Genomic DNA, 18,830 nt, shown 5'->3' with positions numbered 1-18,830 from the left:
CGGGCGGAAAAAAGGCCGGCCGCTGCTCAATTGCTCCGGCGCATCTCCTGGCCGCGCACGAACGGCAAGCGCCACCAGGGCACGAACGGGAATTCGTGATGCTCGAGATGATAGCCAAAATGATAGCAGGAGAGAAACGACCACAGCGGCCGGTAGGCATTGCTGCGCGCGTGATGGCGATTCTCGTAACCGCCCGCCGGCTCGCGATGCGGCAGGAATGTGCCGAAATAGAAGAGCTGCAGCGTGCTGAGCAGCGCGGGCATGATCCAGCCGAGCAGAAGATTCAACAGCGCAACGTGCAGCACATGATGCAGGAGATTGAAGACCAGCGCCATGCCCAGCAACTGCCGCCAGGTCACATACGTCAGCATGAAATGCCCGTACCAGCGCCAGAAGCCGGCATGCGCGCCGTCGTGAAAATCCGGGTCGGTCGCGCTCGCCGGATGGGCGTGATGCTTCTGATGCTCCACCCGCAGCCGCCGAAATGAAAACAGCGCATAGAGGAGCACGCACACGCTACCGGCGAAATCGTTCCAGCGCTGGTGCCGGGTGAGGGTGCCGTGCATGGCATCATGCGCCGTGATGAACAGGCCGGTGTGCAGGAAGGTCTGCAGCAACAGCGCCGGCGATATCCACACCCAGGCCGCCGCGGTCACCGGCTGGGTGAGCAGCATGGTGAGATTGCCGAACCAGAGCGCGATGATCATCGCGCCGAACAGCAGGCCGCGGGAGGATTGTGTGGCATAGGGATGCATCTGTTCTTCAACTCTTCAACGCGACAAGTTCACCACCGTGAAATAGAGCAATTGCGCCAGGTAAGCGTGCCGGGGCAGATTGGAAAATTTCGCCTGTAACACGCCCAGCCGCAAGCCGGCATAAGCCAGCAGGAACCCGATCACAAACCAGGCGGCATAGTTTTGCAGCGGCACCGTGCCGCCCTGCCATTGCCAGTAATCGAGCGCCACTGCCGCCGGCTCCATGAACAGATCGAACAAAACCATGAACGCGGCAATACTGACAGCGGAGCGGAACGCGCCGGCAGCCGCGTGAGCCTGCAAAAACCGCTGCGTCAGCGCCGCGGAGCTGAGCAGCATCGCCAGCCAGGCAAAGCCGATGGCCACCGGCACTCCGGCGAGCTCCGGCTGCAGCACACCGCGATAATCATATTGCCCGAACAGCCAACCGGTGTGCACACCCACCAGCTCAACGAGAAAACCGAGAATAATGACCGCGCTGCTCCATCCCACGAAACGCAACACGATATGACTCGCGCCGCGCGGCGTTGCGGGCAGGCGGCGAAGCTTACACAGATATTCGCCCAAAAGCAAGAGGGCAAGCCCGATGATCATCGGCGCTGCCAGCAACTGCATTTCGCGTTGCAGAACATCGAGGGCATGCCAAGCCGCGCCCGCCAGCAGCAGCAAATACACCAAAAAAACGAGCAGCGCATGCGTGTTGATTTTCATGAGACGCTAAAGCCCGGGGCCGGCAGCGGACCCGGCGGCCGGTTGATTGAAAAACACGCGGCGATCCTTCCAAACGATCTTGCCGCCGCGATACCAGCGATAAGAATTGAGGCCGATGAGCAGCGTGAGCACAACGGCGACCGGATGCAGCAGTATGCCGCTCAGCACCGGCTGTTTGTATTTCACTGCCAGCACCAGCCGCAGCGCGAGATTCATGGCAATGCCCAGGGCCGCGAGTTTCGCCAGCGGCGGCAGCCAAACCAGAACAAACGGCAACACGTGCAATCCGAACAACAGCAGTAACAGCAGAAAGAACGGAATGGTTTGATGGCCGGCCAAACCAAAGGCGTTCTTGGAAAATCCCTCCCAAACGCCGCGCCAGGATTGATACATGCGGCACTGCACCGCATCATTGCCCGCGAGCACGAGAATCTTCTCACCGAACCGCTTGGCGCGCCGGCTCAATTCAACATCTTCGACCACTTCCGTCGCGACCGCCGCATGACCGCCGAGACGATCGTAGGCCGGTCGCGTGAAGGCCAGCCACTGGCCGTTGGCCGCCGCCAGCGCGGGCGACTTGGAATAGTAAGTCAGCCACAACGGCAGATAACTGTAGACCAGCATGTAGATCACCGGCACGACCAGCTTTTCCGGCAGTGTGAGGGTGATTTGCTGCGAGAAGGCGGTCAACAAACCCAAACGATACTTCTGCATCCACGCGACAGTAGCGGCGATGATCTCTGCGCTGTGGCGGCAGTCGGCGTCGGTGAAAATGAGAATCTCGCCGCGCGCATGTTTGCTGAGTTGGTGGCATGCCCAATTCTTGCCGGTCCAGCCCGCCGGCACCGGCGCGCCGGAGATCAGCCGAATCCGGCTGTCGCGCGCGGCCAGATTCGCGGCCAGCGCGGCGGTCGCATCGCTCGAATTGTCGTCGAGCACGATGATCTCGAATTGCGCATAGCGCTGTTGCTGCAAACCTGCCAGGCACGCCGCGATATTCTCCGCCTCGTTGCGCGCCGGCACGAGCACGGAGACCAAGGGCGCGGCCGGCAGCAACGGCGGCCGGCTGAGCAGCGGTGCCGTGAGCGCATTGTACAGCGTCACCACGAGCACGAGGCCGAGCACGGCCAGCACCACAGTGAGCACGAGAGCCAAGGGTTGCACCTGTTTGCAGATCCATTCTTGCCGCGAAAAATTCCGGGCAGGCCCAGCGCATCAACCTGCAGGTGCGCGGCCGCGGCGCGGCAGCAAGGAGACACCGGTTTCGCCGCGATCACAGCGTTGTCTCAGCTCGGCGAGCAGCCGTTCCTCGGCAAGCTCCAGGCCGAGGTGATCGGGATAATTGCGGTGATCAACAATGCGGTTTTCATCGAACAGAAAAAACACTTCTGCCCGGCGTTCGCGGTAGAAACCGGCGCTGATGGCCAGGTTGAGCAGATTGACCCGGCATTGCGCCATCTTGAGCAGAATCTCGATGCCGCGGCGATAACCGAGCGGCCGCACATGCCACGGTCGCAATTCACCCTGCGGAAAGACCGCCAGCAAAACCGGCGGCTGCATTTGCAAGCGCTCCGCAGCATAGCGCAAGGATTGCCTCACCTCGCGCGGCGAATGCGGGTCGATGGCAAAAGCGCCGAGCCGCGCAAAAAAAGAGTAGCGCGCGAGCTGCTCTTGCAGCATCATCAAATAAGGCCGGCGATGAAAGATCTTACGATTCAAGAGATAGACGAAGAAGCCGTCCCACCACGTGCTGTGATTGGGCAGCAGCAGCACGGGCAACTGCGGGTCGAAGTGCGGCAGGCTGCCGAGAATCTCCAGCCGGTGAAAATGGCGGCGGCAGAGCTGCCGAAGATAGGGATAGAAAATTCCATCAGCCCAAAACGCATGTTTGGCGGGAATCATGGCCTCAGCTCAGGTCGACGGGATAAGTCAGGCCGCCGTGAGCGGCGAGCATTTTGGTGCGCAGCACTTCCTCCAGCACGATGCTGAGCTTGGTGTGTCTCGGCACGTACACCCGCCCGAGAAACGGGTTGTAGTCGCGCGATTCGATGCGGCGCAGAATGCCGCGATAGATGCGGCTGGCCGCATACACCGCGAAGCGCGCATCTTCCTGCAACAGGGCAATGCCGGCTTCCGCCGCGTCGTAGTAGGAATGCGCGCGATTGACTTGGAACGCCATCAGCTCGCGAAACCCCGGCGTCATTTGCTCGGCGAGAATGTTCTGCTCGGCGCAATGGTAGGCATGCAGCTCCTGCAGCGGCAGATAGATGCGGCCCATGCGGCGGTCTTCTTGAATATCCCGCAGAATGTTGGTCAATTGCATGGCAATGCCGAGCTTTTCGGCATAAGCGAAGGCACCGGGCGCGTCATAACCGAAGATGTGGGTCATCATCAGCCCGACGACCGCCGCGACTTTGTAGCAAAACGGATAAAGCTCCGCGAACGTCTCATAGCGCACGTGGCGCAAATCCATGCGCACGCCGCTGATTAAATCCAGCGGATGCTTGATGGGAATGCCATAGCGCAGCGCCGCAACGATAAATGGCTGAATGATGGGATGCTCGGATTCGCCGGTGCGGTAGGCGGCTTCCAGTTCGTGCACCAGGAATTCCAGCTCGCGCTCGATCTCGACGGTATGGCGGGCGCGTTGATTGTCAATCAAGTTGTCGACATAACGGCAGTAACCGTAAACGGCAAAGGTCGCCCACCGTTTTTCTTCGGGGAGCAGGCGGGCCGCGAGGTAGAAGCTTTTGGAATGATGGGCGGTCGAATGGCGGGCGTGATCAAACACAAGGCGATTCTTCTTTTCCAACCAGTATTTCATAATTGTTTCTCGAAAATGCATTCATCGTTTCTCATACTGAAATCAGGTGTGCCGTCCGGGCAGCCGCGGGCAGTCAACGTTGTGGCGGGTTCAATCTCCTCCTGCGTGAGCCGTGAGCGTCAACGCCGGCATGCCGAAATCTTCCCGCACCAGCCGCTCTGTGGCCGCAGCGGTGAGCAAAACACCGGGCACGCCCGCGCCGGGATGCGTGCTCGCGCCGACGAAGTAGAGGTTGGGAATATCGTTGCTGCGATTGTGCGGCCGAAAATAGGCCGTCTGGGTCAGCTTCGGTTCCACGCCCCACGCGCTGCCCAAATAAGAATTGCGCTGCAGCTTGAAATCGAGCGGCGTGAAGATTTCCATCACTGCAATATGACGGCGCAGCTCATGCAGGCCGAAATCCTCTTCCAAAAAGCGCAGGACCTTGTCGGCAAAGGGCCGCGCGTTGATTTGCCAGTCCACCTCCGCCGCGAGATTGGGAACCGGAATCAGCACGTATATGCTCTCGCAGCCGGGCGGCGCCATGGCAGGATCCGTGCGCGTGGGCGCATGCAAATACATGGAAAAATCATCCGGCAGAATCTTGCGATCAAAGATGTCTTTCACCAACTCCCGATAGCGCGGCGACAGGATCAGCGTGTGATGCAGGAGTTGGGGATATTGCTTGCGCACGCCCAAATAGAGCAGGAACGCGCTCATGGCATAATCCAGCTTCTTGACTTTGCGATCGCTCCACTTGCGGCGGTGCTCCGGCTTGATGAGCTGCATTTGCGTGTGCGCCCAATCCGCGTTTGAGATCACCGCCTCGGCGCCGAAAAACTCCTCCCGGGCCATGACGCAGGTGGCGCGGCCGTTGCGAACCACAATCTCCGTCACCTCGGCTTCCGTTACGAGGCGGCCGCCCAGTTCCAGAAACACTTTTTCAAAAGCCTGCACCAGGCTGTACATGCCGCCGCGGCTGAACCACACGCCGCCGGCTTTTTCAAGATAGGGAATCATCAAATAGACGCTGGGCGCGCGAAAGGGATTGCCGCCGATGAACAGCGGATGAAAAGAGAAGGCAAAGATGTTGCGCGGGTCGCGAAAATAGCGGCTGACGAGAAAATGCGCCGGATACAGGGCTTTGAGGCGAAAGGCGCGCGGCAGAAAGGCGAGCAGCGTTTTGAGCTGATGAAACGAAGTGGTGCCCAAGCCGTCTGCGATGACGGCACGGTAGATGGCACCGCTGTCGCGCAGGAAACGTTCATAGTTCTCGCCGTCGCGCGGGTGGAAGGCAGACATTTGTGTTTTCATGGCCGGCACGTCACCGGTGTAATCGAGATGAGTGCCGTCATGATAATAGATACGATAGAACGGATCGAGCTTCACCAGGTCGAGGTAATCCTCCAGGCGGCGGCCTGCGCTGGCGAACACGGCATTGATGATGTCCGGCGCGGTGATCAGCGAGGGCCCCATGTCGAACGTGTAGCCCTGCCGCTTGAGCTGGTAGGCATGGCCGCCGACCAGCGCGTTTTTTTCCAGCAGGGTCACGGCGAAGCCCGCCGCCTGCAGCCGCACCGCCACCGCCAAACCGCCAAAGCCGGAACCAATGACGACAATCCTGTTCAAGTTTTTCATTCTTTCGCCCACACTCTCTTTTTTCAAATTGGCGCCTTTTGTCCCACTCATACTACTACGTTGCACCGGCTGTAATCCCCCTTGCAGTCTTCCTCGTTTCTGCGCCGGCGGCCTGTGCTCCGGTCTCAGAAATTTGCGGCATGCTCGGCGATCAATTCGGCGGCCAGCTTGCCGGAGAGCAGCACCAACGGAATGCCGCCGCCGGGATGGGTCGCGCCGCCGGCAAAATACAAACCTTTGAGATCACGGCTGCGGTTCGGTGGCCGGCGAAAGGCGGTACTGCGGCGGTTGGAAGAAATGCCGTAAATGCTGCCGCGATTGCTCAAGTACAGGTCATAAAAGTCCTGGGGCGTGATGACACTCTCCACTTCGATGTCACCGCCGAGGTCGAGACCAAACCGGCTCAACTTTGCCAGCACGCGGTCACGCACCCACGGCAATTCCTTCTGCCAATCCAGCCTGCCGTTCAAATAAGGCATGTTCAGCAGCACGAACCAATTCTCGCCGGTGCCGGGCGCATGCTCCGGATCACTCTTGCTGGTAATCGCAAGGTAAATGGTTGGATCTTCCGGCGGCACCAGTTCATCGAAAATCTGCTCGAATTCGCGGCGGTAGTTGTGCGAGAAAAAGATGTTGTGGTGCAGAAGCTGGCTGTGGCGTTGGCGGACACCCCAAAGAAAAACCAGCCCGGAACAGGAAGGTTCCAACTTGCGCAGTTGCCGGCGCCGCCGGTCAAACCCCTCGAGGGATTGTTCATGAGCAACCACCACGTCCTGGCCGCACAGCACATAGTCGCCCTCCACCTTCTCACCATTCACCAGCAGGCCGGTGACTTTCTTGCCGTCATGCAAGATTTTTTCGACGCGGCGGGAAGTGTGAATTTCGACACCCAGAGCCTGCAGCACTTGCGCGAGCGCCGTCACCAGCCGCCGCATGCCGCCCTGAACGTAGAAGCTGCCCAGCTCGTACTCGACATGCGGAATAATGTTGAGCGTCGCCGGCGCGCGATAGGGATTCGAGCCGTTGTAGGTGGCGTAGCGGTCAAACAACTGCAGCAAGCGTTCATCGGAAAAGAAGCGCGCGACGCCCTGATGCACGGTGCGCAGCGGGTCGATCTGCGACAGGGAGAGCAAAGCCCGCCAATTGCGCCGGCGCAGCAGCTTGCGCCATTCATGAAACGGCGAGAAAAGAAAAACCTCCGCCGTGAGTTGATAGATGCGACGGCTGTATGCCAGGAATTTCTCGTATTGCGCCGCCTCCCCGGCGGAGAGCCTGGCGATTTCCGCTTTCATGCGGGCAGCCTCGGAGCTGGCATCCAGCCGGCTGCCGCCGGGAAAGAAATAGCGGCAGATGGGCTCCAGCGGGAAGTATTGCAGAAACTGCTCGCGTGGATATCCCGCAAAAGCAAACAGCTCATCAACCACGAACGGCATGGTGAGCAAGGAAGGACCGGTATCGAAGCGATAGCCGCCCAGAATCCTTTCGCCGGCTTTGCCGCCGATTTCGGCGTTTTTTTCGAACACCGTAACGCGAAATCCCATGCGCGCCAGGCGCACGGCGGCGCTCATCGCGCCCAAGCCGGCGCCGACGACCAACACGCGTTTAGGCAGGCGCAACACGGCGGAACTTCTCATAGAGTATCGTGACCAGCATGATCAAAGCAAAGCCATAGCCAAAATCTTCAATGGGAATGGTGCCCAGCCGCATGCCGAGTTGATAAGCCTCGCTGTAAATCACCACCGGCCGCGCCGTCAAATAGCCGTTGCAGATCAAGTTCATCACCACCGTCGCGCCGAAATAGTACAGCACCCGCCGCCCGGTCAACAAGCGGGTTTGCAGCAGCCGGTCGAGCGCAGCCGTGAGGCCCAACGCCACGAGCATGATGCCGGTGTATTCCCGGCCGCTGAGGAAGGCGAGCAGGCCCGGCAGGGGCGCCAGCCCGAGCAGCACAGCGAACCCTCCGGCCACCGCGCTGTTGCGATCGGGCAGATAAAAGCCGATCACCTCCCAAACAAACAATGCGGCAAACGGCACGGTGAAAAAGAACAGCAGTTCTTCGAGCGGCAAGCCGGCCACGCGCCAGTCGAGCGTGTAGGCGGAATTGAACCGCCAATGCCGTCCGGTCACGGCGGCATCCCAAACGATGAAGGGCAGCGCGACCGGAGCAATCGCCAGCCCGGCGCGGCGCCATTTCGAGAAAAAGTAAATCTGCTTTTCGAAACTCATGGCTGCCGGCCCGGCGAAAACGAGCAAATTGAACAGCAGATATTCGATTTTCATTCTTTTTCAATCATTCTCCGCGCCGGCGGTTCACCCAAGTCAGGGGCAGACGCAAGCGTTGTGCTGGCGTGGTACAATGGTAGAAGTTTGCAGAAATGACACGCGAGACGCAAGGGTCAACTACGTGCCGCAACAAACGGTCGAGGTGTCATTGCAGCCCACGAAGAGTAATGCCTAAGTGACGTGGGCTGGGGCTGAGGTCACGTCTGCTGCAAGCAAGATGCCTGCACTGCGATTGCCTTCATGCCTGCGGCCACCATTTTCGCCGTTGACAATGATAATCTCGTGCTGTAATTTGCGCCTTGCTTTTGATTCACTTTTGGCGGCAGCGGGCCGGCACACGGGCGACCGGAGGTATTTGACCGTCGCGGCGCCTCCCGCGGCCGTGAGCTTTACCACCTACTTCTGTGAGGGAAACACATGCGGAAGCACGCCATCTCGCTTCTCCCACTTGGCTTCGTTGTCTTCATGATTATTGTTCCCGCGTGCACGGATCACGGGCTGGCGCCCATTCGTGAGGGAATTTCCGGGCGCATCACTTACGTGGGGGCATGGCCGGATACGACGGAATGGGTGCGGGTGGCGGTGTTCAAAAAAATGCCCGCCTCGGTCTTCGAAATCGCCTTGAATCCTCCCGTTTTCAGCGATACACTGCCGCGGTTCGTTTCCAGCTACGACTACACGCTCACGCTGGCGCCCGGCACCTACGAATGGGTGGTGCTGGCGTGGAAACCCAAAAAACAGTTTGCCAGCAGCGACTACAGCGGCCTGGACACCCTGGGCGTCTACAGCCTGAACGGCAGCCTCAATGGGCCTGCCAGCATCACCGTACCTGACAAAGAATTGCTCACCGGCGTCGATATCGTTGCCGACTTTGCACGCTTGTCGCCGCCCTCTCCCATCCTGCCATGATCAACCAGATGCCGCTCAGCCGGCGGCGCGATCGCGCCTGGCATCAATCAGACGATTGCCAGAACGTTTTTCCATCCATCATTCAGGGACTGAACTCATGGAACGTTTTTCCCAGCGGTTGGTAAATTTCCTCCTCACCGCCCTGCTGCTTGCCGGCGGGGCCGCGCTCAACGGGCAAACCCCGGCGGCGCGCGGCGTCATCGCCGGCACCGTGCGCGAGGCCACGACCCGGGAGGCGCTGCCCGGCGTCAATCTCATCGTCGAAGGCACCAGCATCGGCGCGGCCTCCGATATTGACGGCCGCTTCCTCATTCGCGGCGTGCCGCCGGGCAACTATCGCGTGCGCGCCTCCTTGATCGGTTACCTCACCAGCATGAGTGCCGTGCTGCGCGTGAATGCCGGCGATACCACGCGCCTCAGTTTTCAATTGCGCGAATCGGCCATTGACGTGCCGGAAGTGGTGGTGACCGCCAGCAAGAAGGCGCAGTCCTTCTTGGAAACACCGGTGAGCTTGAGCGTCGTGAATGCGCGCCAAATCGAGCAGCAGAATTTTGTTTCGCTGGACCGGCTGCTGGAGTTTGCGCCGGGCGTGAATCTGATGGGCGGGCAAATCAACATCCGCGGCTCTTCCGGATACAGCCGCGGCGCGGGCACGCGCGTCCTGCTGCTGGTCGACGGCGTCCCGATGCTGCCCGGCGACAGCGGCGACATCAAGTGGGATCAGATTCCGCCCAATGAAGTCGAGCGCGTGGAAGTGGTGAAAGGCGCGGCCTCCTCGCTGTATGGCAGCAACGCGCTGGGCGGCGTGGTCAACATCATCACCAAAGATCCGAGCGAGAAACCGGTCACCGCCGTCAAAACCTCGACCGGCATTTACGACAAGCCGCGCTATCCGGAATGGCGCTTCACCGAGCGCACGCAGTTCTACAACTATCAGGATATTTCCCATTCGCGCGCGTTCGGCAAGTTGCGGGTGCGCGCCTCGCTCGGCCGCCGGGAATCGACCGGCTACTCGCAAAACGGCAACTATCGCCGCTTCAACGGCTACACCAAGCTGAAATACAATTTCACATCGACGTCGTTCCTCACGGCTTATGCCAATCTCGCCAACAACTACGGTGGCGAGGCCATCGCGGCTCAAAGCATCAATGAGATCACGCGCGTGCCGGAAGCCTCCGCCGGCTTGAACACGCATACCCGCCGCCTGCAAACCGGTGTCACCTATCAAACCCTGCTGGGCAGCAACATGACCCTGCGGCTGCGCGATTCCTTCTACTACAGCCGCTTCGAGAACGATCTCGCCGAAACCGATCCCAATCCGTTCGTGCAAAACGCCAGCCCGCACATCGATTCACGCGCCCAGAAAAACGACCTCGAGGCCCAGCTCGATATCGAGTTGAATCCCGTGCATTCCTCCACGGTGGGCATGTCGGGAACGTTGAACAGCATCAACTCCACGCTGTTCGGCACGCACGACGGCCGCGATTTTTCCGCCTACTTGCAGCATGAATGGAAAGCGACGACGGCACTCACGCTGACCGGCAGTTTGCGCTTTGATTATCACTGGGTGGACACGGGCCTGCGGGAGTATCATCTCAACCCGCGCTTCGGGCTGGTCTATGTCGTTTCGCCTTCGGCGTCGCTGCGCCTGTCTTCCGGCCGCGGTTTTCGCGCCGCCACCATGGCCGAGCTTTTCACGCTGACCAAAGCCAGCGGCTTTGTGGTGATTCCCAATCCCAATCTCAGCTCGGAAATCGGCTGGTCGCATGAGATCGGCGGGCAATTCGTGCTCAGCAACGTCTTCATCAATCCTGCCGTGTTCTGGAGTGATTATGAGGATTTGATCGAAGGCCGCTTCGTGACCAAGCGCAATCAAAATGTCATCCAGTTTCAAAACTTCAACCGGGCGCGCATCCGCGGCGCGGAACTGGATTTCAATACTTCCTTCTGGAACCGGCGGCTGTCTTTGGGAGGAAGCTACACTTATCTCGACGCGCGGCAGTTGGAACGCCGCAACGATGTGACCGGCGTGACCGAATCTTCCGATGAACCGCTGTGCTACCGGCCGCGTCACCTGCTCACCGGCAACGCGACCCTCACGCTTGGCCGCTACTTCCTGGGCGTCGATTCGCGCTACGTCAGCCGGGTGCAATTCTGCGTTTTTCCCGACCAGCCCAACGTCGCGCAGCGGGTCACGAACTTCAGCGCGGGCGTGCGCCTGGCGCCGGCGGAAATCACGCTCAACGTCTACAACGCGTTTGACTATTACTACACGCAAGTCGAAAGCAATCTCGAACCCATCCGCAGCGTGGCCCTGACCACGGCCTTCCTTTTCTGAACTGAGTGGGATCGAGACCAGCCCGCCTGCGTCATGCGGCGGGAGAAATGACGCCGGCGGGCGCGGCCTCGATCCTTCAGTTTTTGCCTGCCGTTCCTTCAGTTGCCAGGATTGTCATCAGTTGGCGCAAATGCGCCACCACGAGATCATCACCGTACGCGTGGCGCACTTGCCGCGAATAGGCCGAAGCATCGAGATAGGCCAGCATGTCCTCGCGGTGAATCACCGGCTGGTAGAGAAATTCGCGGTTCTTGGCGTTCTTGCGGCTCATTTCGAACTTCACGATGCCGAAGGCGGTGAATTCATTTTGCGGCGAAACCTGCGCGCGCGTGAGCCAACCGCGCGCCCGCAGGTTCTCCAGCAGCACTTCAAGATCCTTCACCGTCAATGCCAGACTGTCGACCCGGGCATAGATCGCCGCCGGCGTGGCCTTGCCCTCCTGCCACAGCACTTTCATGACACTGACCTCGGCAGCCGAAGGAATTGCCGTCCAGAGATTGGGTTGCGATCGCGCCAAGCCGGTTTTGTTGGCGAGATATTTCACGCCTTTGCCCAACGCTTCGCCGAGATTGAACAGTGAAGGCACGCCGAGTTGATCGCGGCGCACGGCTTCAGCGATTGGGTCACGCTGCGGCTGTAGGCGGGCAAGCTCTTCTGCGGTCAATCCGATCACCGGCACGTAGGCGGCCAGCCGGAAAGCCAACGTCGAATCCATGACGCCCAAAGAGGCATGCGCCAGCATCTGCTCGACGAATGCCTGCCGGCGCAGCCGCAGCAAGCGCGCTTCCGGCGTTTCACCACGCAAGACAGCAGCGGCAGAAGAATCCGCGCGCACGGCGATGGCCTCGTTGGAATCCGGTAGAGCGGAAGAGAGGTTGAGCGAATCAAGATGGGGGTGGGCCGCGCCAGGCAAGAGCGGCGGCATGGTTTGCGCGCGCAGCAGTAGCGGGAGCAACATGGCCGCCAGGCAGACAATCCCTTTCATCGCGAGTGAGCGCATAGGCATTCCAATCCAGGCACCAACCATTCGTTTCCACAATCGCCCTGTTATACCGGCCGGCAGGCAGGCCCGTTCCAAGTAAAGAATCTCTTGCCTTTCTTGCAAGCAAACTTTATACTTCGCTGGCCGTTGTGGAAATCGCAAACAAGGTGGCTTCATCATGACCGATGCCCGAAAACCGAATCAACCCCATGCCGGCGATCGCGCCGTGCAGGAAGAACGCCAGAAAGCTTGGCAGCTTTCCCGGGTGGCGGATTTGATTTGCCTGTTGCTGGCGAGCCCCTCGGTTTCCGTGGTGCAAGCCTGCCGGTTGATCCATCTGACCAAACGCTTTGCCCTCATGCTTTTTCCGGACAAGGAAGCGGTTTTTGAGATGATCTATCGCAGCCGCTTCAACCGCATCATATCCGAGCGCATGTCCCGCTCACCCGAATTCCTGAACTAGGCTGCCATGCCCCCTCCTTCGGTCGGCGCCCATACCTTGACGCGCACGCGGCGCTTGCCGCTTCCCTGGCACGGTCTGCTGGGCCTCGCCATCATGCTTGCCGGCCAAATCCTCATGTTTGCCAAAGTCAACCCGGTGTGGGTTTGGTTCACGCCGGTGCAATGGACGGGCTATCTCCTGTTGCTCGACGCGCTGCTGCTCAAACAGCGGGGCGAGTCCTTCATCTTCGCTCATGCCCGCGAATTCGGGGCGATGGCCTTCTTTTCGGTGATTTACTGGTTCATGTTCGAAGGCTACAACCTGCACCTGCGCAACTGGGCCTATGTGAATCTTCCCGAGAATCTCACCCTTCGCTTCATTGGTTTCATCTGGTCGTTTGCCACGATCTATCCCGGCATTTTGATGACCCACGACCTGCTGCAGGCACACGGGCTGTTTCGCGAGGCGAAATTGAAAGGCGCAACCGCCACGCCCCTGGTTCTGCCGGCCAGTGTGCTGCGCCTGTTCGTCATTCTCGGATTTCTCTGCTGCACGGTGCCATTGATTCTGCCGGCGACAACGGCCCGCTACCTGTTTGTCTTGGTGTGGATCGGCTTCATCTTCCTGCTCGATCCGCTGAATTATCGCATGGGCCTGCCTTCGCTGTTGCGCGAGCTGGAACAGCGCTCATTGAGCACCTTGTTGACGCTGTTTGCCGCCGGATTGATTTGCGGTTTTCTCTGGGAATTCTGGAATTTTTGGGCCGGCGCGAAATGGGTCTACACGGTGCCCTATTTCAACAAACCGAAGCTTTTCGAGATGCCGCTCTACGGCTATCTCGGCTTCATGGCCTTTGCCGTGGAATGCTTCACCATGTGGCATTTCACGCGGCGGTTCCTGCCGGCGAGCTGGATACGCTGACGCCTCACCCCGCGAGACCGCGGGTCTCGCCCCGAACCGGCGACCGCCTTCAATAAGATTCTTCTTTCCTGCGAGTGATCATTCGTAGAAGAGCCGAAGGGTCAGCAGGACACGGCGTGCTGAAAGATGGCAATGGAAAATCTCAACGACAAGCTGGTGGTGCTGGTCACTGCCGCCAATGCCGAAGAAGGCGCAAAGCTCGCAAACTTGATCGTCGGACAGCGGCTCGCAGCCTGCGTCAATGTCTTGCCCGGCATTCGTTCGTTCTTCTGGTGGCAGGGCAAAATCGACGAGCAGGAAGAGGTGCTGTTGATCATCAAGACCACGCGGCCGCTGCTGCAGGAATTGATCGCCACCGTGCAGGCACATCATTCCTACCAAGTGCCGGAGATCATCGCCCTGCCCATCGTCGCGGGCGCGGAAGACTATCTGCGCTGGCTGGTGGCCGAAGTGAAGCCGCACCCGGTGGGCTGAGCCATGGCCGCAACGCTGGCAGAATCCGCCCCGCCCGAAATCGCGCACACGATCACGCTCACGGTGTTGGGCTCAGGCACGCGGGTGTTGCTGCCCGAGCGCAGCATGGCGGGCTATGCCCTGAGGTGCGATGATCACCTCCTGCTGTTGGATTGCGGCGACGGCGTGATTCGCCGTGGATTGGAGGCCGGCTTGCCGCTGATCGCGGTCGATGCGATTTTGATCACCCATCTTCACCTCGATCACATCGCCGATCTGCCGCCGCTGCTGTGGGCGTTGCACGGCGAAGGCAAACAGCGGCAGGATCGGCCGCTGCACTTGTATGGCCCGCCCGGCCTCCGGAATTTCTACGAAGGCTTGGCGGTTCTTTACGGCAAGTGGATTGACAACATTGTCGTTCCCATTCACGTGCAGGAGGTGTCGGCCCAAACGTTTCAAGCCGGCCCCTGGCAGGTGCACACTTTGCCGATGAATCACGGCGTGCCGGCCAACGGCTACCGTCTGCAAGCCGGCAGTGCAGTGCTGGCCTACACCGGCGATACCGGCCCCTGTCCAGAAATCGCAAAGTTGGCCGCCGAGGCGGAGGTGTTGATCGCCGAGTGTTCGTTTCCCAACGGCCAGGGCCTGGCGAATCATTTGACGGCCGGCGAAGTTGGAGAAATCGCACGGGCTGCCAATTGCCGGCGGGTGCTGCTGTCGCATTTGTATCCGGAGAGCCTCGCAGCGCCGGTGGTGGCGCAATGCCGGGAATTCTTTTCCGGCGAGGTCAAACTTGCCGGCGATTTGGATCGTCTAACGCTGTGAGGTTTTGTCATCCCGCAGCACCGGCATCGCCCGCGGCCTGCCGCGAAGACAAAACTCAGCGCAAATCTCTGCTGGTTTCCCACGCTCTGCTGAAAACCCTGTGCAAGCCCTGTCCACATCTTTTCGCAACAAACCGGTGCAATGGGCGCTGGCCGCTTCTCTGCTCATTCATCTCATCGCGTTTCTGCTCACGAGCTGGGCCGCGGCTGCCGGGTGGATTCTGGCGGCAGCGCAAAGGGTCAGCTCGGTGCCCGCAGTCATCGAATTGACTTTTGATGAAGACCGGCCGCGGGAAGTGGTGGAAGCGCCGGAGTCAGCGCGGCGTGAACAACCGGCGGACGAGCCCAAGTTCGCCTCCGACAAGAATGCCGAGGCCCAAAATCCAGAGGCGCCGGAAAACCTGCCGCTGGGCGAAGCATATTCCAAAGGCTTGCTGCAATCGCAGCGTCCCGCTTCTCCGCCGCGGCAAACGGCGTCACCGCCCGAACCCGCGGGAGGCAATGCTGCCGAAGCCAGTGCCGCGACTCCCTCTGAACAACCCTTTTACTTCGGCGCTGCCAGTTTTCGCCGGGAAATGCTGACCGGCAAGAATGCGCCTCACTCTCCGGCTGCCGAGAGCGAAGTTTCACCCGGACATGACCAGCAAGCCACACGCGCGCAGGCGCTCGGCGATTTTTCCCTCAACACTTATGAGTGGGAATTTGCGCCCTATCTGTTGTGGCTGCGGCGGCGCATCTATGAGAATATCTTTCCGCCGCCGGCTTTCACCCACATGGGCTTGATCAGCGGCAAGACGCAATTGCGCTTCCGCATTTATCCGGACGGCACGCTGCAAACGCTGGAGGTGCTCAACTTCAACGGCCACGAGTCGCTGATGAAAACGAGCGTGCGCGCGGTGCAGCTTTCCGCGCCCTTCCGCAAGCTGCCGGAGAATTTTCCCGAGCCTTATCTCGAGATCACGGCGCATTTCGAATACACCGTCATCCGGCCGTGATGGCCTCCACCTGGAAAGGAACTATGCAAACGGTTTGGCATTTTCTGCAGCAAGGCGGCATCACCATGTTCCCGCTCGGCCTGTGTTCCCTGGTCGGCGTGGCGGTGATCATCGAAAAACTCCTGAGCCTGCGGCGCCGGAAGGTTCTCACGCCCGAAGTGGTGTCGGTGATCGAGAGCATTTCTTCGCCGCAGGACGTGGACCTGGTCTTGTCGGTCTGCCAGAAGCACAACGGGCCGCTGTCCAACATCATTCGCACCGCGCTGGAGCATCGCAGCCTGCCCCATGAGCAGATGAAGGAGATCATCATTGATCGCGGCCGCCAGGAAGTCCGCGCGCTCGAGCGCGGCCTGGTGGCCCTGGAAACGGTCGCCGCGATTTCGCCGTTGCTCGGGCTGTTCGGCACCGTGCTCGGCATTCTGAAGATCTTCAAGGTGATCAGCCAGATGGGCGTGGGCCAGGCGGCGGCATTGGCGGGCGGCATTTCGGAGGCGTTGATCACCACCATCGTGGGTTTGGCGATCGGCATTCCGGCCCTGGCCGTTTACAATTACTTCACCAAGCGCGCGGAAGATTTGGTGTTGGATATCGAAGACCAGACTTCGGCGCTCCTGCTCAAAATCCGCGCCTTCACGCCCGCCGGCGACCCACCGCGTGCGGGCCAGGCAGCCGCTGCTTGATTCATAGGTGCCTATGCAATTCTACGACAGCAAATTCTCCTTTGCCGCGTCCACACGCGCGCGTTCGGGCCGGCGCGTGTTCATCAACATCACCTCGTTGATCGATGTCGTATTCATGCTGCTGATGTTCTTCTTCATCAGCTCGACCTTCATCGAGCAGCCGGGCATGAAGCTGGATCTGCCCAGCGCCAAAAGCGCGGACGTCACCCAGGTGGAATCCTACATCCTTTACATCTTCAAAGACGGCAGAATTCGTTTGAATGAACAGGAGCTGACCCTGGAAACCCTGCCTGCGGCGCTGCAACCGGCAGCCAGCCAGCTTGCGCAGACAACGCTGCATCTGTTCGCCGATGAAAACGTGCCGCACGGCAAAGTGGTGAAGGTGATGGATATTGCCAAGCAGGCCGGCGTAAAGAAGCTGGCGATCGCGACGATTCCCGAGGCGAGCGGGAATTGATGCTCGCGCCGCCTCGCTGGGCGGGCGGCAGGCAAGCCATCAGGCTCAGCGAGCGCAATGCGCCGGGGCGGGGGCGAAAAACAGACAGGCCAACGGATCGCTTGATCCGTTGGCCTGTCTGTTTGAGCGGGTCTTTTCTGCCAATCTGCGGCCAGGCCGCCACCCATATATCTTGCACTCTCCGGCTTTCAGCTTCGCAATGGGGTCACCGTTGCCGCGTCCAGTAATAGTAGAACGGCAATCCCAGAACCAGCAATCCGATGCCGATCAAGGCATCGCGCGGATCGTTGAGCAACGTGTTGTACAAAAACCAGCCGACAAACAGCGTGTACAACAAGGTTACGAGGGGATAGCCCCACGCCCGGTAGGGCCGCGGCGCGTCCGGCAGCTTGTGGCGCAACGCAATCACGCTGATCGCCGCCATGGCGTAAAAAAACCACGAACCAAAAACCACGTACGCGGCCAGTTGATCATACGTGCCGCTGAGCGTAAGCAGCCCTCCCCACACGCCGATGGTGATGATGGCCACATGCGGCGAACGAAAGCGCGGATGCACTTTGCCGAGCGCCGGCGCAAAGACGCGGTCATGCCCGGTGACCCAAATCGAGCGCGGGCCGGCCAGCGCCATGCCGTTGACGGTTCCGAACGTCGAGCACATGATGCCGGCCACGATGATGACCGCGCCGGCCGGTCCGATGGCGCGCGCCGCCACGTCCGCCGCAATGCGCGTGGAAGCCGGCATGGCGTGGATCGGGATGATCAGCGCGTATGCGATATTCGCCAACAAATAGAGCACCATGATGACCAGCACGCTGAGGAGCAAGGCCAGCGGCACGTTGCGGGTCGGGTTTTTGATCTCACCGGCGGTGAGCGTCACGTCAACCCAGCCGTCGTAAGCCCACAACGCCGAGACCATCGCCAGGCCGAAGGCGGCGGTGAGTTCGCGGTTCCAGCTTTCCGGCCACCACGGCAGCATGTTGGCCGTGCTGCCCGCGCCGGAGAAGAAAACCGCAAGAATCAAGAACACCAAGGCCGCTACTTTCGCGGAGGTGAAGATGTTCATCACCCAACCGCCGAATTGCACACCGCGCACGTTGATGATGGTCACCAGCGCGATTACGGCAATGGCGACGAGCTGGCTCCAGCCGAAGGTGAAAGGATGGCCGAAGATGGTCCAGCCGGGTTGGTAAAACGGCGGGCTTTGGCCGATGGCGGGAACCAGATAGCCGAGATAGGTGGTGAAGGCGATGGCAACCGCGGCGAGCGAGGCTGCTTTGTTGATGAAGAAATCATTCCAACTAAACAGAAAGCCCCACACCTTGCCGAAGGATTCCCGCAGATAAGCATACGGGCCGCCGGCACGCGGCAGAATGGAACTCAGCTCGGCCAGTGACAGCGCGCCGAAGAGCGTGAGCAATCCCGCCACGACCCACACCAGCAGAATCGGGCCCATGGCGTGCAGATGGCCGGCAATGGTTGCCGGCACGAGAAAAATGCCGGAGCCAATCACACAACCGATGTTGATGGCAATGGCTTCGCGCAAGCCGAGGGCGCGCAGCAACTCCGTCGGCGCGGATTCCTTTTGCGCGGCGGTTGGCGGCGTTGGTTCTTGCATTGCTGGTCTCCTTTGCTGAACGAA

19 protein-coding genes are annotated in these 18,830 nt (G+C 60.2%); 9 read left to right on the top strand and 10 right to left on the bottom strand.

Features of this window, described 5'->3' with window-relative positions; genetic code table 11:
- Positions 1-26: 26 nt before the first annotated feature.
- From L6R21_08740 to L6R21_08705, 8 genes are all read right to left on the bottom strand, one after another.
- Positions 27-755 carry a fatty acid desaturase gene (locus tag L6R21_08740; protein MCK6559276.1) on the bottom strand — a complete coding sequence of 243 codons (729 nt, stop codon included), beginning with the start codon at positions 753-755 and terminating at the stop codon, positions 27-29.
- 15 nt (positions 756-770) lie between these two features.
- Entirely contained in the window at positions 771-1,466 is a 696-nt protein-coding gene (locus L6R21_08735; GenBank protein ID MCK6559275.1) for a carotenoid biosynthesis protein, read from the bottom strand.
- A gap of 6 nt (positions 1,467-1,472) precedes the next feature.
- Complete coding sequence (locus L6R21_08730) at positions 1,473-2,612, bottom strand: glycosyltransferase (protein ID MCK6559274.1); 1,140 nt, start codon at positions 2,610-2,612, stop codon at positions 1,473-1,475.
- Between the two features lie 69 nt (positions 2,613-2,681).
- Positions 2,682-3,368 carry a lysophospholipid acyltransferase family protein gene (locus L6R21_08725; GenBank protein ID MCK6559273.1) on the bottom strand — a complete coding sequence of 229 codons (687 nt, stop codon included), beginning with the start codon at positions 3,366-3,368 and terminating at the stop codon, positions 2,682-2,684.
- A 4-nt stretch (positions 3,369-3,372) separates the two neighbouring features.
- On the bottom strand, positions 3,373-4,290 hold the full coding sequence (locus L6R21_08720; protein ID MCK6559272.1) for a phytoene/squalene synthase family protein: 918 nt from the start codon (positions 4,288-4,290) through the stop codon (positions 3,373-3,375).
- A gap of 90 nt (positions 4,291-4,380) precedes the next feature.
- Entirely contained in the window at positions 4,381-5,907 is a 1,527-nt protein-coding gene (crtI, locus tag L6R21_08715) for a phytoene desaturase family protein (protein ID MCK6559271.1), read from the bottom strand.
- A gap of 125 nt (positions 5,908-6,032) precedes the next feature.
- On the bottom strand, positions 6,033-7,541 hold the full coding sequence (gene crtI / locus L6R21_08710) for a phytoene desaturase family protein (GenBank protein ID MCK6559270.1): 1,509 nt from the start codon (positions 7,539-7,541) through the stop codon (positions 6,033-6,035).
- Positions 7,510-8,187: a lycopene cyclase domain-containing protein gene (locus L6R21_08705; GenBank protein ID MCK6559269.1), complete on the bottom strand. Its 678-nt coding sequence runs from the start codon at positions 8,185-8,187 to the stop codon at positions 7,510-7,512. The genes crtI (L6R21_08710) and L6R21_08705 overlap by 32 nt, the downstream gene beginning before the upstream one ends.
- Positions 8,188-8,655: 468 nt before the next feature.
- Between L6R21_08705 and L6R21_08700 the strand changes: the two genes are divergently transcribed.
- Both L6R21_08700 and L6R21_08695 read left to right on the top strand, forming a co-directional pair.
- Entirely contained in the window at positions 8,656-9,099 is a 444-nt protein-coding gene (locus L6R21_08700) for a hypothetical protein (protein MCK6559268.1), read from the top strand.
- A gap of 97 nt (positions 9,100-9,196) precedes the next feature.
- A complete protein-coding gene (locus L6R21_08695) occupies positions 9,197-11,437 on the top strand; it encodes a TonB-dependent receptor (protein MCK6559267.1) in 2,241 nt (746 codons plus the stop codon).
- Positions 11,438-11,513: 76 nt separating this feature from the next.
- Here the strand turns inward: L6R21_08695 and L6R21_08690 are convergent, their stop codons facing one another.
- Positions 11,514-12,437 carry a BlaI/MecI/CopY family transcriptional regulator gene (locus L6R21_08690; protein ID MCK6559266.1) on the bottom strand — a complete coding sequence of 308 codons (924 nt, stop codon included), beginning with the start codon at positions 12,435-12,437 and terminating at the stop codon, positions 11,514-11,516.
- 160 nt (positions 12,438-12,597) lie between these two features.
- Between L6R21_08690 and L6R21_08685 the strand changes: the two genes are divergently transcribed.
- The 7 genes from L6R21_08685 to L6R21_08655 all read left to right on the top strand — a co-directional run bounded on the left by L6R21_08685 (position 12,598) and on the right by L6R21_08655 (position 17,191).
- On the top strand, positions 12,598-12,882 hold the full coding sequence (locus L6R21_08685; GenBank protein MCK6559265.1) for a hypothetical protein: 285 nt from the start codon (positions 12,598-12,600) through the stop codon (positions 12,880-12,882).
- A 6-nt stretch (positions 12,883-12,888) separates the two neighbouring features.
- Positions 12,889-13,782, top strand: a complete 894-nt coding sequence (locus L6R21_08680) for a hypothetical protein (GenBank protein ID MCK6559264.1) — start codon at positions 12,889-12,891, stop codon at positions 13,780-13,782.
- Positions 13,783-13,914: 132 nt separating this feature from the next.
- On the top strand, positions 13,915-14,256 hold the full coding sequence (locus tag L6R21_08675) for a divalent-cation tolerance protein CutA (GenBank protein MCK6559263.1): 342 nt from the start codon (positions 13,915-13,917) through the stop codon (positions 14,254-14,256).
- A gap of 3 nt (positions 14,257-14,259) precedes the next feature.
- Positions 14,260-15,060, top strand: a complete 801-nt coding sequence (locus tag L6R21_08670) for an MBL fold metallo-hydrolase (GenBank protein ID MCK6559262.1) — start codon at positions 14,260-14,262, stop codon at positions 15,058-15,060.
- A gap of 100 nt (positions 15,061-15,160) precedes the next feature.
- Positions 15,161-16,054 carry a hypothetical protein gene (locus L6R21_08665; GenBank protein MCK6559261.1) on the top strand — a complete coding sequence of 298 codons (894 nt, stop codon included), beginning with the start codon at positions 15,161-15,163 and terminating at the stop codon, positions 16,052-16,054.
- Positions 16,055-16,077: 23 nt separating this feature from the next.
- Positions 16,078-16,734, top strand: coding sequence for a MotA/TolQ/ExbB proton channel family protein (locus L6R21_08660; protein ID MCK6559260.1), 657 nt, complete (start codon positions 16,078-16,080; stop codon positions 16,732-16,734).
- A 13-nt stretch (positions 16,735-16,747) separates the two neighbouring features.
- The gene (locus tag L6R21_08655) at positions 16,748-17,191 is read left to right on the top strand and encodes a biopolymer transporter ExbD (GenBank protein MCK6559259.1); all 444 of its coding nucleotides are present in this window, start codon (positions 16,748-16,750) and stop codon (positions 17,189-17,191) included.
- Between the two features lie 205 nt (positions 17,192-17,396).
- Here the strand turns inward: L6R21_08655 and L6R21_08650 are convergent, their stop codons facing one another.
- Positions 17,397-18,806, bottom strand: a complete 1,410-nt coding sequence (locus tag L6R21_08650) for an amino acid permease (GenBank protein MCK6559258.1) — start codon at positions 18,804-18,806, stop codon at positions 17,397-17,399.
- Between the last annotated feature and the right edge of the window lie 24 nt (positions 18,807-18,830).

Source organism: bacterium, from assembly GCA_023150945.1.
Classification (GTDB): domain Bacteria; phylum Zhuqueibacterota; class Zhuqueibacteria; order Zhuqueibacterales; family Zhuqueibacteraceae; genus Coneutiohabitans.
The sequence above is the reverse complement of the archived record's forward strand: the minus strand, read 5'-3'. Positions and strand labels throughout refer to the sequence as shown.

Excerpts from the sequence above, each read along its gene's own strand:
- L6R21_08740 (MCK6559276.1), bottom strand. The coding sequence starts at position 755 with ATGCATCCCTATGCCACACAATCCTCCCGCGGCCTGCTGTTCGGCGCG.
- L6R21_08735 (MCK6559275.1), bottom strand. The coding sequence starts at position 1,466 with ATGAAAATCAACACGCATGCGCTGCTCGTTTTTTTGGTGTATTTGCTG.
- L6R21_08725 (MCK6559273.1), bottom strand. The coding sequence starts at position 3,368 with ATGATTCCCGCCAAACATGCGTTTTGGGCTGATGGAATTTTCTATCCC.
- L6R21_08720 (MCK6559272.1), bottom strand. The coding sequence starts at position 4,290 with ATGAAATACTGGTTGGAAAAGAAGAATCGCCTTGTGTTTGATCACGCC.
- crtI (MCK6559271.1), bottom strand. The coding sequence starts at position 5,907 with ATGAAAAACTTGAACAGGATTGTCGTCATTGGTTCCGGCTTTGGCGGT.
- crtI (MCK6559270.1), bottom strand. The coding sequence starts at position 7,541 with ATGAGAAGTTCCGCCGTGTTGCGCCTGCCTAAACGCGTGTTGGTCGTC.
- L6R21_08705 (MCK6559269.1), bottom strand. The coding sequence starts at position 8,187 with ATGAAAATCGAATATCTGCTGTTCAATTTGCTCGTTTTCGCCGGGCCG.
- L6R21_08700 (MCK6559268.1), top strand. The coding sequence starts at position 8,656 with ATGATTATTGTTCCCGCGTGCACGGATCACGGGCTGGCGCCCATTCGT.
- L6R21_08695 (MCK6559267.1), top strand. The coding sequence starts at position 9,197 with ATGGAACGTTTTTCCCAGCGGTTGGTAAATTTCCTCCTCACCGCCCTG.
- L6R21_08690 (MCK6559266.1), bottom strand. The coding sequence starts at position 12,437 with ATGCGCTCACTCGCGATGAAAGGGATTGTCTGCCTGGCGGCCATGTTG.
- L6R21_08685 (MCK6559265.1), top strand. The coding sequence starts at position 12,598 with ATGACCGATGCCCGAAAACCGAATCAACCCCATGCCGGCGATCGCGCC.
- L6R21_08680 (MCK6559264.1), top strand. The coding sequence starts at position 12,889 with ATGCCCCCTCCTTCGGTCGGCGCCCATACCTTGACGCGCACGCGGCGC.
- L6R21_08675 (MCK6559263.1), top strand. The coding sequence starts at position 13,915 with ATGGAAAATCTCAACGACAAGCTGGTGGTGCTGGTCACTGCCGCCAAT.
- L6R21_08670 (MCK6559262.1), top strand. The coding sequence starts at position 14,260 with ATGGCCGCAACGCTGGCAGAATCCGCCCCGCCCGAAATCGCGCACACG.
- L6R21_08660 (MCK6559260.1), top strand. The coding sequence starts at position 16,078 with ATGCAAACGGTTTGGCATTTTCTGCAGCAAGGCGGCATCACCATGTTC.
- L6R21_08655 (MCK6559259.1), top strand. The coding sequence starts at position 16,748 with ATGCAATTCTACGACAGCAAATTCTCCTTTGCCGCGTCCACACGCGCG.
- L6R21_08650 (MCK6559258.1), bottom strand. The coding sequence starts at position 18,806 with ATGCAAGAACCAACGCCGCCAACCGCCGCGCAAAAGGAATCCGCGCCG.